General features: G+C 60.3%; 12 protein-coding genes. 10 read left to right on the forward strand and 2 right to left on the reverse strand.

Annotation, left to right across the window (positions count from 1 at the left end):
• Positions 1–68 precede the first annotated feature (68 nt).
• The 4 genes from GA566_RS21515 to GA566_RS21530 are packed head-to-tail and all read left to right on the forward strand — an operon-like array spanning position 69 to position 3,254.
• Positions 69–812, forward strand: coding sequence for an amino acid ABC transporter permease (locus GA566_RS21515; protein WP_144198181.1), 744 nt, complete (start codon positions 69–71; stop codon positions 810–812).
• Entirely contained in the window at positions 809–1,477 is a 669-nt protein-coding gene (locus GA566_RS21520; protein ID WP_160473966.1) for an amino acid ABC transporter permease, read from the forward strand. Before GA566_RS21515 ends, GA566_RS21520 begins: the two co-directional genes overlap by 4 nt.
• A gap of 12 nt (positions 1,478–1,489) precedes the next feature.
• On the forward strand, positions 1,490–2,224 hold the full coding sequence (locus tag GA566_RS21525; RefSeq protein ID WP_144198179.1) for an amino acid ABC transporter ATP-binding protein: 735 nt from the start codon (positions 1,490–1,492) through the stop codon (positions 2,222–2,224).
• 16 nt (positions 2,225–2,240) lie between these two features.
• Entirely contained in the window at positions 2,241–3,254 is a 1,014-nt protein-coding gene (locus GA566_RS21530; protein ID WP_144198178.1) for a D-cysteine desulfhydrase, read from the forward strand.
• A 174-nt stretch (positions 3,255–3,428) separates the two neighbouring features.
• Here the strand turns inward: GA566_RS21530 and dsbG (GA566_RS21535) are convergent, their stop codons facing one another.
• Positions 3,429–4,217 (reverse strand): thiol:disulfide interchange protein DsbG, encoded by a 789-nt coding sequence (gene dsbG / locus GA566_RS21535; protein ID WP_144198177.1) that lies wholly within the window; start codon positions 4,215–4,217, stop codon positions 3,429–3,431.
• Between the two features lie 170 nt (positions 4,218–4,387).
• Between dsbG (GA566_RS21535) and GA566_RS21540 the strand changes: the two genes are divergently transcribed.
• From GA566_RS21540 to dsbD, 4 genes are all read left to right on the forward strand, one after another.
• Positions 4,388–5,059, forward strand: coding sequence for a response regulator transcription factor (locus GA566_RS21540; RefSeq protein ID WP_144198176.1), 672 nt, complete (start codon positions 4,388–4,390; stop codon positions 5,057–5,059).
• A 14-nt stretch (positions 5,060–5,073) separates the two neighbouring features.
• On the forward strand, positions 5,074–6,414 hold the full coding sequence (locus GA566_RS21545) for an ATP-binding protein (RefSeq protein WP_160473967.1): 1,341 nt from the start codon (positions 5,074–5,076) through the stop codon (positions 6,412–6,414).
• 155 nt (positions 6,415–6,569) lie between these two features.
• On the forward strand, positions 6,570–7,496 hold the full coding sequence (gene dsbG / locus GA566_RS21550; protein WP_144198174.1) for a thiol:disulfide interchange protein DsbG: 927 nt from the start codon (positions 6,570–6,572) through the stop codon (positions 7,494–7,496).
• Positions 7,496–9,439 (forward strand): protein-disulfide reductase DsbD, encoded by a 1,944-nt coding sequence (gene dsbD / locus GA566_RS21555; protein WP_144198173.1) that lies wholly within the window; start codon positions 7,496–7,498, stop codon positions 9,437–9,439. Before dsbG (GA566_RS21550) ends, dsbD begins: the two co-directional genes overlap by 1 nt.
• 86 nt (positions 9,440–9,525) lie before the next feature.
• On the opposite strand, the gene GA566_RS21560 is transcribed toward dsbD, so the two are convergent.
• A complete protein-coding gene (locus GA566_RS21560) occupies positions 9,526–10,497 on the reverse strand; it encodes a tripartite tricarboxylate transporter substrate binding protein (protein ID WP_144198172.1) in 972 nt (323 codons plus the stop codon).
• Positions 10,498–10,897: 400 nt separating this feature from the next.
• Between GA566_RS21560 and xsc the strand changes: the two genes are divergently transcribed.
• Positions 10,898–12,742 carry a sulfoacetaldehyde acetyltransferase gene (gene xsc / locus GA566_RS21565; RefSeq protein WP_186296843.1) on the forward strand — a complete coding sequence of 615 codons (1,845 nt, stop codon included), beginning with the start codon at positions 10,898–10,900 and terminating at the stop codon, positions 12,740–12,742.
• A gap of 21 nt (positions 12,743–12,763) precedes the next feature.
• Positions 12,764–13,792 (forward strand): phosphate acetyltransferase, encoded by a 1,029-nt coding sequence (gene pta / locus GA566_RS21570; RefSeq protein WP_144198171.1) that lies wholly within the window; start codon positions 12,764–12,766, stop codon positions 13,790–13,792.
• Positions 13,793–13,795 lie beyond the last annotated feature (3 nt).

A 13,795-nucleotide genomic window follows, 5' to 3' on the forward strand; every position in this document is an offset into this window, starting at 1 on the left:
TTTTTCAAGAATGTTCTGCGAACCATGAATGAGCTTTCATCATTCAGCAATAGGTGTGGGGATTTGTTGTGAATCTATGGGACTGGCAGGTTTTCTGCACGGACACGATCAGTGGCGAGATCTCGCCACGATGCTTCGGTGAGAATGGCAGTATTACGTACCTGGATTGGATGCTTTCCGCCTGGGGGTGGACCCTCTCCGTTGCTGCTTGCGCCCTCGCGGTCGGCGTGATTATGGGAACGATCATCGGCGTGATTCGCACGTTCGATAACAAGCTCATCCTACGGGCAAGCAGCATCTGGATCGATCTGTTCCGGAACATCCCCTTGCTACTGCAGGTCTTTCTTTGGTATCACGTTGCGCCGCAGTTGATTCCCGGCTTGTCAGGCACGCCCCGATTCGTGCTTGTCGTCACCGCATTGGGACTGTTCACTTCCGCGCGGATAGCGGAGCAAGTTCGTACCGGCATTCAGGCGATCCCCAAAGGCCAGCGGGCTGCCGGCCAGGCGCTCGGTCTCACCCGGTGGCAAACGTATCGATTCATTCTGCTGCCCGTGGCGTTTCGCATCATCGCACCGCCGCTCACCAGCGAGGCAATGACGATAGTCAAGAACTCTTCCGTCGCCTTTGCGGTCAGCGTTTCCGAACTGACCATGTTCGCCATGCAGGCGCAGGAAGAGACGTCTCGGGGGATTGAAATCTATCTCGCGGTCACCCTTCTCTATTTCGCATCGACGTTCACGGTTAACCTGACCGCAAGACGCATCGAGAATCGATTCTGCATACCTGGCATGCTCGGATTCAAGAAATGAACACTCTCGATTTCTCTTTCTTCAACTGGGATACGTTCCTCGTTTTCATAAAGAAGGGACTTTTCTTCTCGGTCAAACTCACCTTGATCGCCATGTTGTGCGGTATTGCTCTGGGCACGGTATTGGCACTGATGCGGCTGTCGGGTCGACGCTGGTTGGAGCGCTCAGCCTCGGCGTACGTCAACACGCTGCGATCGATTCCCTTGGTGATGATCATTCTCTGGTTCTATCTGCTGATCCCACTCTTCGTTGGGCACCCGATCGGCGCCGAGCTATCGGCGATCATCACTTACATTGCATTTGAGGCGGCCTACTATTCCGATATTATGCGCGCCGGCATACAAAGCGTCACCCGCGGGCAGATCAACGCCGGCTACGCCATGGGCATGACATATGGGCAATGCATGCGACTCGTCGTGCTTCCCCAAGCCTTCCGCGCAATGTTGCCACTGCTGTTGACGCAGACGATCGTCCTGTTTCAGGAAACGTCGCTGGTCTACGCCATCGGCGCCTATGACCTACTGAAGGGTTTCTCAATTGTTGGCGTCAACTTCAATCGGCCGGTTGAAACCTACCTGATCGCCAGCGTCACATATTTCTGCATTTGTTATTCACTCAGCTTGATGGTTAAGCGACTCCAGTTCCGCCTGGCCGTCGTTAGATAATAAGGTTGCGCCATGATCAGTATCGATAATGTTTCAAAGTGGTATGGTGACTTTCGGGTACTCACCGACTGTTCAACGCGTATCGCCAAGGGGGACGTCGTCGTTGTCTGCGGTCCCTCGGGATCTGGCAAGAGCACGCTCATCAAGACGGTCAACGCCCTGGAGCCAATCCAGAAGGGCGAGATTCATGTCGCGGAGACATCCGTCACCAACGCGCGCACGAATCTGTCCAAGTTGCGCAGCCGCGTCGGCATGGTCTTTCAGCACTTTGAACTCTTCCCGCATCTCTCCGTGACGGAAAACCTGACGCTTGCACAAATCAAGGTGCTGGGCCGGAGCAAGTCGGAGGCACACGCCCGAGGGCTCAAGATGCTCGACCGCGTTGGGCTGCTTGCGCACAAGGACAAATATCCTGGGCAACTTTCCGGTGGCCAGCAGCAGCGCGTGGCGATCGCCCGAGCCCTCAGCATGGACCCCATCGTCATGCTTTTTGACGAACCCACCTCGGCACTCGATCCGGAGATGGTCGGCGAAGTACTGGATGTCATGAGTCAATTGGCCAGCGAAGGGATGACCATGATGTGCGTGACCCATGAGATGGGATTCGCTCGTCGTGTCAGTAACCGCGTCGTGTTCATGGACGCCGGCCAAATTGTCGAGGATTGCGCGACGCACGAATTCTTCGACGGCGCGTCCGCGCGCTCCAGCCGTGCTGCAGACTTCCTGTCGAAGATTCTTACCCACTAGCCGAGGTCGCCCTGCCATGCATCATCTTGATCTGCAGCGATACCCGCGAATGTTCTTGGGGGGAACGCATACACCATTGGAGTACTTGCCCCGACTCACAAAGTTGCTCGGGGGACCCTCCTTGTTCATCAAGCGCGAGGACTGCTCCCGACTTGCCACGGGCGGAAACAAGACCCGAAAGCTTGAGTTTCTTCTCGGCGACGCGCAGCGGCAAGGCGCTGACACCATTGTCACAAGTGGTGCGACGCAATCCAATCACGCCAGGCAGACAGCGGCCGCCGCCGCAAAGATGGGATTCCAATGTACGGTCGTACTCGAAGCGCGTGTACCGTCCATGGACCCGCAATACAGTGCGTCGGGCAACGCGCTGCTGGATAAAGTGCTGGGCGCCTCGATTGTTTCTGTGCCGTCGGGCGCCGACATGCCCGCTTTGGTGGCAGACGTTGCGCAGCGCCTGCGCGATGCCGGCCGCTCGCCCTATGTGATTCCGGTTGGTGGATCAAACGTGATCGGGACACTGGGTTTCGTGGAGTGCGCGGCGGAGATTCTGGCCCAGACCGCCGAACTACAGGTTCCCGCGGATCACCTCGTCGTGGCCTCGGGCAGCGCAGGCACCCATGCGGGGCTCATCGTGGGCCTTGATGCCCTGGGGAGTTCCTGTACGGTGTCCGGTATCAGCGTGGGCGCACCGTCATCCGTCCAGGCGGAAAAGGTTGGACATCTGGCCGCTGCCGTCTGCCGCGAGCTCGAACTGCCCGCGGGGGACATTCCTGCCCGGGTACGGGTCGATGACGAATTCATTGGGCCGGGATACGGCCTGCCGACGCCCGCGGTCAGAGAGGCGATTGATCTCGTGGCACGCCATGAAGGCATTCTGCTGGACCCGGTCTACACGGGGAAGAGCATGGCCGCCCTGATTCACTACGTTCGATCGGGTCGCTATGCCAAGCATGAGAACGTCATCTTCGTCCATACGGGAGGCAGTGCCGCACTGTTTGGCTACGAGCTATTTTTAGGTCAGCCCCAATAGACAGGCGAGCAAGAAAACGGGCCGGTCGCTGGCTGCCTTCGCCACTTGGCGGGTCCGCGCCGTACCGGCGACTTCTCGAAAGACCGACCGATAGCCGCCCGTCCCTGGCAGTGCCGGCCGCGACCTTGCGCAGAACACTGCTTCGCGCCATGGCCGGCCGTGCGATCCTGGCCGTCATTGCTCGAAGATGCTCATGAGCGTGTCCTCGGGCACCCCGATCTGCTTTCTCAACTCACCGTGCTGGTCGATCCAGACGAGCGCAGGTAGCTGATTGAATCCGAACTGCCTCAGCACGCGCATGTTGCCATCCATCTGGTGCTGGACGACTTCGGTAGCGGAGGCTGTCGGCATCTCGCAACGGAACGCCCAGGGCAGATGCGGGTGGGCCGCCTTCATCGCGCATTCGTCCACTCGCTTGAGAAAGACGGAGGAAGGGTCAGCGGCGGTCAGGACTTCCGCGGCACGACCGGCACTTTCCGGCCCGCGCAACCCGACAAGGATATGCCGGAGTCGCACCTTACCGCTGTCGACCCAAGGTCGGGCGTCGAGCCAGAACTTGAAACACGATTCGCAATTCAGATCGGTAAATACGTAGACGATGCGTGGCGCATCGGCCCTGCCCTCGCCAATCCAGGTCGTGCTCGCCAACTGCTCCATCACGGCATTGGACAGGCTGACACGTACTGCCGCGACCACGTCCGATTTGCCAGCCTCCCGCCCGGCCATATCGAGCATCGTCCCGATCACAACGTGCTTCCTGTCTGGGGCCTGATAAATGGCGATCGGTCGCCCGTCGCTTTCCGCCGCCCAGGCGTTCAACCCGCCTTGCGCCGCAATGGGCCCCAGTACGGCCACGCCCTGCTTGCGAAGAACGTCGAAAAGTCGGGATTCCTCGGGCGTGGCGGCTGTAGCGGTCATCAGGGCGGAAAGGAGGATGGTGGGAAGGAACCCTTTGCGGGGCATGCTGTCGATGTCAGGTCCGTAATGAGGATGCCGCGCCTATGATGTATCCGAGCCCGGCGAAAGGCACCCGGGAGGTCTGCGGCGCGCGTCGAGATTGCATGACAAGCGTTAACAGACCGTTAACATCGAGACGGAAGAATCTGTCGCAGTTGAATTGGAAGTGAAGAAAAATGCATGTCTTGCTTGTCGAAGATGATCCGCTGGTATGCGACGGGGTCGCGACCGGCCTGCGCATGCATGGATTCGAGGTGACGCCCGTGGGTAACGCCAGCAGTGCCCAGAGCGTACGACGATCCACTCATTTTGATCTCTGCGTGCTCGACCTCGGATTGCCCGACACCGATGGGGTCCATCTCCTGCGGCAATGGCGCGCGGACGGTGTCAGTTTTCCGGTGATCGCGCTGACGGCGCGCGATTCCGTCAGGCACAAGATCACGGGTCTACAGGCCGGCGCCGATGATTACCTGACAAAGCCCTTTGACCTCAACGAGCTGGTCGCCAGGATGCAGAGCGTTCTCAGACGCTCGACGGGGACAATCGTCAATCGCTATCGTTGGGGGGCGATCACGCTTGCGCCCGACAGCGGGGAGGTACACCGCGATGGTATCTTGATCGAACTCACGCGCCGCGAGTTCAGACTCCTCCAGGCGTTTCTCCAGTACCCGCAGCAGATTCTGACGACCTCTCAGCTCCAGGACAGCATTTATGGGCTGGACACGAATGTGGAGAGCAACGCCGTCAACGTTCACATCCACCACCTGAGGCGAAAGCTCGGGCCAAGGACAATTGAAACCGTTCGCGGACTCGGCTTTCGGCTGGGACCAGTGGAAGCGTTCGCATGAGCCTTAGGATCCGATTGCTGATCATCATCGGCACCTCGCTTTCGCTGGTGTGGACTGCCGTTGGCTTATGGATGTACCGGGATTTCAACCGCGAGGTCCGATCGGTGCTGGACGCCCGATTGCAGGCATCGGCAAGGATGGTCTCCAGCCTGATGGACAGGCTTCCGACAGCCCATCCCGACGCGCCTTTTGCCCCGACGTTCCCCCTCGACAAAGACGCGTCTGGCGGCTTGGTCTGCGAGATCAGCCTTGCCCGAGCTACCGTGGTACCGACCTTGCTGGCGCGCACTACGGGAAGTCCCGGTCTGATGCATGCCCAGCCGGGGTATGGAACCTACGAGATCGGCGGGATGGCCTGGCGCGTCTACGTGCTGCAACGTGATGGGATACGGATCGCGACGGCCGAGCCGGAAAACGTCAGGCGTGGATTGCTGCGGGACTTTGCGATGTCCGGGGGCGTGCCATTTCTCGCCGCGGTGATGGGCAGTCTCGCGATCCTGTGGCTGGCCATTCACCGGGGACTTGCTCCACTCGAAGGCATACGACTGCTCCTCGCACAGCGCGTTCCGGGCGACACCAGCCCGCTTCCCGCCATCGCAGCACCTAGCGAACTCCGCCCGCTGATCAGCACGGTGCAGCATCTCTTAATTCGCGTTCAGGATGCGCTGCAGCGTGAGAGGCAGTTCTCGGACGATGCCGCGCATGAGTTGCGCACACCTCTGACGGCCATCAAGACTAACATCCAGGTGGCGTTGCTTGGTCTGCGCAATCACGCACCGCTTCCGCTAGTAGAGCGCTCGATGGCCAACGCCGAAGCGGGCGCGTCGCGCCTGCAAGCCACCCTGGAAAGCCTGTTGCTTCTCGCAAGGGTCGAGGCCGGGGACGACGATTCGGCCACACATATGACGGACGTTCTGGACACGCTTCGCCAGTCAGTGCGGGAACTGGGTTCGTCAATGGGCGCCATGGACCGCGTCGTCGTGACTCCACCGTCCGACTCCAGCTCAGCCAGTGTCAACGTCCCCCCAGCACTCCTCGCGTCGGCAATACGGAACCTGCTGGAAAATGCCTTGCGACATGCACCGTTCGATACCGTCGTAGATACGGGCATCGAGCTGACCGGCAGCCGAGGGGTCCGCCTATTCGTGGTGGACCGTGGACCAGGTCTCTCGCCCGATCAGATTAAGCACGCGACAGAGCGCTTCTGGCGCTGCAATCCGTCCGTCGAGGGAAGCGGACTCGGACTCGCCATCGTCCAGGCCATCGCGTCCGAGTACGGAGGAAAACTCACGCTGCAAAGCCCGTCGACCGGCTTGACCGTCTGGCTCGAATTCCCGATCGCCACTGACGGCTGATCAAGCGAGGAGCACTCGGACTTGGGGGCATCCCTCACAGCGTCGTCCGGGCTCCAGGCACGCACGTGGCGAGGCAGTCCATGCCTTAACTACGCCTTAATTATTGAATCCTAGCATCCGCCAGATCCGTGCAAGCCCACGGACTGTCTCTCATCGTGAACACCAGGCGCTTCTGTGCGACCTGCTGCGGCGATCCGAGTTCTGCCAATGAAACCTTTCCATTGCGGATGTCCAATCCAATCTTCCGAAAGCCAAAAATTGCCGTCCTCAGCGCCGCGTGTGCGGGCACACTGCTGACGTTCCTCTGCATCGCCGAACCCTCGATGGCAGGCGGCGCATCCGAATACCCTGGCGTCATCCAAGACGCCGTGAAAAACGGGATCATAATCGTAAAGAGCTTCCCTGCGGCCTCGGGCCTCACGGGCTGGGTACTCGAGCGAGACGGTGAGCACTCCATCGTTTACACGACCGGCGACCGTAAAACGATGCTCATTGGCAATCTTGTGACGGATAACGGGAAGATCCTCTCGGCCGAGTACGAAGATCGGTACATCCCGAAAGCCGATTTCTCCGGCCTGTATGCAGAACTGGAAAAGACGCCGCAAGTCGTAGAGGGAACGCAAGCCAATCCGAAGCGGGTGCTCTACATCTTTACCGACCCGGAATGTCCATACTGCCACCTCGCGTGGAAGGCGCTGCAACCCTATGAGGCGGCTGGCCTGCAGGTCAGATGGGTAATGGTTGCCGTCATCAAGCCATCTAGCCTGCCCAAGGCCGTCGAGATCTTGGGCTCGGCAGACAAAACTGCCACCTTCCGCTCGATGGAGTCGAATCACGGCAAGCCGTGGACCGCGACGCTGAAGATGGAACCTGGCAAGGCTGCCTCGATTCAGAAGGGGCTGGAAAGCAACGCCATCCTGATGGAGCGCTTCAAGTTTGGTGGAACACCCGGGTTCGTCTGGAAAGACGAAAAGGGGGAGGTGCATCTGCAAGCCGGCATGCCAAAGTTGAGCGAGCTCACGCGGATCACGGGGCTGCCGCGACAGAAAATCTCGGACCCCGAACTCGCGAGGTTTCAGTGATGACGCCGGCCATTGAGGTTGCAAGCAGGGTCGCTGCGCTGTCTCGGTCTGCACAGCTCTGGGCAAGCTGGATCGTTCGCCTGATGGGTCGCCTGCCCCTCCCCGGCACACGTCCGGGTCTGATTTGGGCATTGCTGTGCTTGGCCCCGCGGTTCGCCCTTGGCGCGGATTTCCTGCCGCCCGACCAGGCATTCCGATTCACAGCAGATCGCGTCGACGCTCACACTGTCGCTGTCCATTTCGATGTCGAAGACGGCTACTACATGTATCGCGAGCGCTTTGCCTTCTCCGCAAGCCCGGACAACGTCCGGCTGCTCGCGCCAGCGTATCCCGCTGCGGAACGGAAATTTGATGAGACGTTCGGCAAGGACGTCGACATCTATCGCAAGGGCGTCACTATTGAACTCCCCTTCGATGAAGGATCCGCGCCTGGTGCCTGGGTGCTGCAAGTCACGTCTCAGGGGTGTGCCGACGCCGGGATCTGCTATCCGCCGCAGCAGCATACCGTGCCGATGTCCGCGCTAACGGGTGAGCATGCTGCCCCTGTCATCAATCGCGGCGCTACAACGGTCGCGGAGCATACGCCGCAGATGGAAGATTCCGAACTGGCGTCTTCATCGCCGCCGGACGTCTCCGCGCGAATCGACCAGGCACTCTCCAGCCGCAGTCTGATGCTGGTCGTCTCGCTGTTTTTCGGATTGGGGGTCCTGCTGGCCCTAACGCCTTGCGTACTTCCAATGGTCCCGATTCTATCGGCCATCGTCGTAGGTGCCGAAGCGAGACGGTGGCGGTCGTTGGGATTGTCGGCCGCGTACGTGCTGGGCATGTCGGTCATCTATACCGGCGTGGGCGTCACGGCAGGCATCATCGGCGAGAGCCTGACCGCGTTTCTCCAGGCGCCATGGGTCCTCGCCAGCTTCGCCATGCTGCTGTCCGTCTTGGCACTCGCCATGTTCGGCGTCTATGAACTGCAACTTCCCCAGTCCTGGCTGTCTCGCCTGCAGGCTTCCTCTGGCAAGCTCCACGGTGGACAGTTCATCGGTGCAGCGCTCATGGGCGCAATGTCCGCCCTGATCGTTGGTCCTTGCGTGACCGCACCACTTGCTGGTGCCCTTGCCTACATCGCCCGGAGCGGGGATGCCATGATTGGCGGCAGCGCACTCTTTTCGATGGCTCTGGGAATGGGCACGCCGTTGCTTCTCGTCGGCGCGGGCGCCGGCGCATTGCTGCCTCGCACTGGCGGATGGATGGTACATACGAAGACGGCCTCTGGGTACATGCTCCTGGCGCTGGCGCTCTGGATGGCAAATCCAATTATGCCGTCTTGGATATTCATGCTCGCCGTGGCAACCCTGCTCCTGGCAGTAGGCGTCGCACTAGGAGCACTGGCTCCCATCCCGGTGTCCGCACCGCTCGCGCAGGTGAGGAAGGCGATTGGCCTTCTCGCCGTGACGCTCAGCGTGGTGCTGATCCTGGGGGTTAGCTCGGGCGGCCGGGACGTACTGCAACCCCTTAGTCAGTTCACCATCGTCTCAAGCGCCGCTGGGGATTCGGGTGCGATTGATCCGCATCGGGCTGATCTGCACTTCGAATCGGTTAGGAATGTTGACGAGCTGGATGCAAGGCTCGCGCAGGCTGCGCGCGACCAGCGTCCGGTCATGCTGGATTTCTACGCCGATTGGTGTACGAGTTGCAAGGAGATGGAACGTTTCACGTTCGCGGATGCCAGCGTGAAAGATAAACTGCAACGATTCGTACTGTTGCGAGCAGATGTAACGGCGAACTCGCAGGAGGATCGGGCACTGCTCCGACGGTTCGGAATTTTCGGCCCGCCGTCGACGATCTTCTATGGGGCGGATGGCAAGCTCAAGACGGAACGCGTCGTGGGCTACAAGCCCGCGCCAGCTTTCCTCTCCACCCTCCAACGTACCTACCCTTCCTGAACGCGGTCTCGAAATCTCCAAGCGTTGACAAAGAGCGGCGGCCCCTGAGGGGCCGCCGCTCACAGACAAGAAACTGACCGCCTATCCTATTCGATCGTAATGCCTGCGTCCTTGATCAACTTTGCGAAATAAGGAATCTCGGCCTGAATCTTCTGCTTCATCTCGTCAGGTGTGGACAGTACAAGTTCGGCGCCCTGCTTCCGGAATGATTCCTCCATCGCCGGTGACCGAAGGCCCGCCAGTGCACGATTGATCTTTGCGATGATCTCCGGCGGCGTCCCCGCCGGGGCCATCAGCCCATACCATGCGCCCGCTTCGTAGCCCGCCACACCGGACTCAGCGACTGTCGGTACATTTGGCATCGATGGCCAGCGTGTTGCCCCGCCGGTGGCCAGAACTCGGACCCTGCCGGCGTCGACTGCGCCGCGGACGGCGGCGTAGTTGGTGAACATCACAGGCACGTGACCTGCCATGACATCGGTGATGGCGGGCGAGGCTCCCTTGTACGCGATATTGCGTAGCTTGACCCCCGCCATGCGATTGAACTGCTCTGCGGCGAGGTGAGCGGGGCTACCGGGACCGGCCGATGCATACGCCACCTCCCCCGGCTTTTGCTTTGCGTAGGCAATCAGTTCGGAAACGTTCTTCGCGGGAAAATTGGTGTTCACTACCAGCCAGTTCGGCACGTTCGCAAGAATCGACACCGGCGCCAAGTCCTTCAGCGTGTCATACGTCATCTTGGGGAACAGCGTCATGTTGACGGAGTTGGTGGTACTGGCCAGCAGGAGCGTGTAGCCGTCCGGCGCAGCCTTCGCCACGTTCTCTGAACCAATATTGGTGCCGGCTCCAGGCTTGTTTTCCACGACGACGGGCTGACCAAGCTCCTGCGACATCACGTTAGCGGCCTGGCGGCCGAGGAAGTCGGAGACCGCCCCCGCAGGATAGGGAACGATCAGTTTGATCGGCTTCTGCGGCCATGCCTTTTCAGCGCAGACGGAAAAGCTGACCGGCAATGCACATGCTGCGGCCAGTACAGCAACCAGTTGACGTCGTGACATCGTTGTCTCCGTGTTCTGTAGGCGATCGCAAGCCGCCTATCGATGAACTCAAATTTAGTTGTAGTCCTTCCTCGCTCGCCCGGTGCCGCGCTTAACGCTCCTCGGCAGATCGGTAAATAACGTCCATATTTGCGACGTTAGACACATCATAGTTGAGACCAAACGTTCCGTTACTAGTGTTAACCGCAGTATTCCCAGGGGCACCGCGGTTGGAAATTGCGCCTAGTAACCGTCTTTCTGAACAATATGTCTCATTATTGAACTGCTTAATTTAGATTTCGAGCCGAAGGACTGCAATTTCTCGACATCGAGTGTTGACTTCTCGCAAGTTTCGTCCTAACTTTGCACAAACGGCTTTTTCGGAACGTGGTGTTCCGTTTTTCGAGACAGGAGACAAACGATGCGAGACTCAGAAAACACGATTGCCGCTGGCGACAAAGGTGGTGCCGCGGCTTCGACGGATACGGGCCCGCAGGCCATGACGCCGTCGGAAGCCTTCGTTGAGACCATGGCCGCGAACGGCGTCACCGACATGTTCGGCATCATGGGTTCCGCGTTCATGGATGCGATGGATATCTTCGCGCCGGCCGGCATTAGGCTCATCCCGGTGGTTCACGAACAGGGCGCTGGGCATATGGCCGACGGGTACTCCCGTGTCTCCGGTCGACATGGCGTCGTCATCGGCCAGAACGGCCCGGGCATCAGTAATTGTGTGACGGCGATTGCGGCGGCTTATTGGGCCCACAGCCCGGTGGTGATCGTGACACCCGAAGCCGGCACCATGGGCATCGGCCTCGGCGGGTTCCAGGAGGCCAAGCAGCTTCCGATGTTCCAGGAATTCACCAAGTATCAAGGCCACGTCACGCATCCGGCGCGCATGGCCGAGTTCACTGGACGCTGTTTCGATCGCGCCATGGCCGAAATGGGCCCCACCCAACTGAATATTCCGCGCGACTACTTCTACGGGCAGATCAAGGCGGAGATCCCCAAGCCGCAACGACTCGATCGCGGCCCCGGTGGAGAGCAAAGTCTGAATGAAGCGGCCGAACTGCTGGCCAATGCGAAGTTCCCGGTCATCATTTCGGGCGGTGGCGTAGTCATGGCGGATGGCGTCGAGGAATGCAAGGCCTTGGCGGAGCGTCTGGGCGCCCCGGTCGTCAACAGCTATCTGCACAACGATTCGTTCCCGGCGAGCCATCCGCTCTGGTGCGGCCCGCTTGGATACCAGGGCTCGAAGGCCGCCATGAAGCTGATCTCGCGCGCCGATGTGGTGGTCGCGCTTGGCTCCCGCCTGGGCCCCTTCGGCACCCTTCCGCAGCACGGTATGGACTACTGGCCGAAGACCGCAAAGATCATCCAGATCGACGCGGACCACAAGATGCTCGGCCTCGTCAAGAAAATCTCGGTCGGCATCTGCGGCGACGCCAAGGCCGCCGCCGTGGCGCTCACCCAGCGACTGGCGAATCGTGCGCTCGCCTGTGACAGTAGTCGCGATAGCCGGGCGGCCGAGATCGCTGCCGAAAAGGCTGCGTGGGAGAAGGAGCTCGATGAGTGGACGCACGAACGCGATCCCTACAGCCTCGACATGATCGAGGAGCAGCAACACGAGCGTACGCCGACAGGCGGCACTTACCTCCACCCGCGTCAGGTGCTGCGCGAGCTCGAACGCGCCATGCCGGCGGACGTGATGTTGTCCACTGACATCGGGAACATCAACTCGGTGGCAAACAGCTATCTGCGTTTCGAAAAGCCGAGAAGCTTCTTCGCAGCCATGAGCTGGGGCAACTGCGGCTACGCCTTCCCCACCATTATTGGCGCGAAGGTTGCGGCGCCGCATCGTCCGGCGATCTCCTACGCGGGCGACGGCGCATGGGGCATGAGCCTGATGGAGACCATGACATGCGTGCGCCACAACATTCCGGTGACCGCAGTGGTATTCCACAACCGCCAATGGGGCGCCGAGAAGAAGAATCAGGTGGACTTCTATAACCGCCGCTTCGTGGCCGGTGAATTGGACAACCAGAGCTTTGCCGGCATTGCCAAGGCAATGGGCGCCGAGGGCATTGTTGTCGATCGACTCGAAGATGTCGGCCCTGCGCTGAAGCGAGCAGTCGATCTGCAGATGAATCATGGCAAGACCACGATCATCGAGATCATGTGTACGCGCGAACTTGGCGATCCGTTCCGTCGGGATGCCCTGTCGAAGCCAGTGCGCCTGCTCGACAAGTACAAGGACTTCGTCTGATTCGGTTTTGGGGATTCCATCATGAAAGCGATTCACCGGATTATCGATCGTGCCCGTGCGGATCCCCAACGCATCGCGCTCTGCGAAGCGGAAGATCCCAGGGTTCTTCTTGCCGCGCAGCGCGCGATAGCCGAAGGCGTCGCCCATCCCATTCTGGTGGGCGATCGCCACAGGATTACCGCAAGCGCCGACGACGCCAGCGTCGACCTCCGCGGCATCACGCTCTTCGACCCGGAGGGCGCCGAGTTTGCCGAACCCTTCGCGGAGGAACTTTTCCGCCTGCGTGAGGCAAAAGGGATGTCGCGCGGCACCGCCGCGACGGAGGTCCGCAAGCCTCTATGCTTTGCCAACATGCTGGTGCGGATGGGGCATGCGGATGGCTCTGTTTCTGGTGCCGAGCACACCACGGCAGACGTCGTTCGCAGCGCCATTCAGTTGATCGGCCTCGACCCCGCGTGCAAGCTGGTTTCCAGCTTTTTCATCATGATGCTCTGCGAACCGTTTCATACGGTCAAAGGCGGCGTCATCTTTACCGATTGCGGTCTGGTGATCGACCCCGATGATTGTCAGCTCGCCGAAATCGCGATGGCTGGCGCAGATAGTGCGTCAACCCTGTTGCTGGAGGAGCCACGCGTGGCGATGCTCTCCTTCTCAACCAGCGGCAGCGCACATCACCCTGCCGTCGACAAGGTGGTCCGGGCGACCGAGATGGTCCGCCAACGGCGGCCAGCGCTGGCCATCGACGGCGACGTGCAGCTCGATGCAGCCATCGTCGCGGAGATCGCGGCGAAGAAGATTGCCCACTCCCAAGTTCAAGGCCATGCCAATGTCCTGGTCTTTCCCAGCCTCGAGGCCGGCAACATCGGCTACAAGCTCGCGGAACGCGTGGGCGGCGCGAAGGCCATCGGACCGCTACTCCAAGGCCTTCGCAAGCCAGCCAACGATCTGTCGCGCGGATGCAGTGCGGACGACGTGTTTCACGTCATTGCGGTGACCGTCGTCCAAGCACAGGCCGCAAAGCGCCTGGCATCCATCGAAGTGTCCCTTTGATCT

Origin of the sequence: Cupriavidus sp. SW-Y-13, assembly GCF_009793345.1 — a bacterium.
Taxonomy (GTDB): domain Bacteria; phylum Pseudomonadota; class Gammaproteobacteria; order Burkholderiales; family Burkholderiaceae; genus Cupriavidus.

What these genes read in the sequence shown, in the direction of transcription:
- xsc (WP_186296843.1), top strand. Translation starts at nt 10,898, where the DNA reads ATGCGAGACTCAGAAAACACGATTGCCGCTGGCGACAAAGGTGGTGCC.
- GA566_RS21525 (WP_144198179.1), top strand. Translation starts at nt 1,490, where the DNA reads ATGATCAGTATCGATAATGTTTCAAAGTGGTATGGTGACTTTCGGGTA.
- GA566_RS21540 (WP_144198176.1), top strand. Translation starts at nt 4,388, where the DNA reads ATGCATGTCTTGCTTGTCGAAGATGATCCGCTGGTATGCGACGGGGTC.
- GA566_RS21560 (WP_144198172.1), bottom strand. Translation starts at nt 10,497, where the DNA reads ATGTCACGACGTCAACTGGTTGCTGTACTGGCCGCAGCATGTGCATTG.
- GA566_RS21520 (WP_160473966.1), top strand. Translation starts at nt 809, where the DNA reads ATGAACACTCTCGATTTCTCTTTCTTCAACTGGGATACGTTCCTCGTT.
- dsbD (WP_144198173.1), top strand. Translation starts at nt 7,496, where the DNA reads ATGACGCCGGCCATTGAGGTTGCAAGCAGGGTCGCTGCGCTGTCTCGG.
- pta (WP_144198171.1), top strand. Translation starts at nt 12,764, where the DNA reads ATGAAAGCGATTCACCGGATTATCGATCGTGCCCGTGCGGATCCCCAA.
- GA566_RS21530 (WP_144198178.1), top strand. Translation starts at nt 2,241, where the DNA reads ATGCATCATCTTGATCTGCAGCGATACCCGCGAATGTTCTTGGGGGGA.
- dsbG (WP_144198177.1), bottom strand. Translation starts at nt 4,217, where the DNA reads ATGCCCCGCAAAGGGTTCCTTCCCACCATCCTCCTTTCCGCCCTGATG.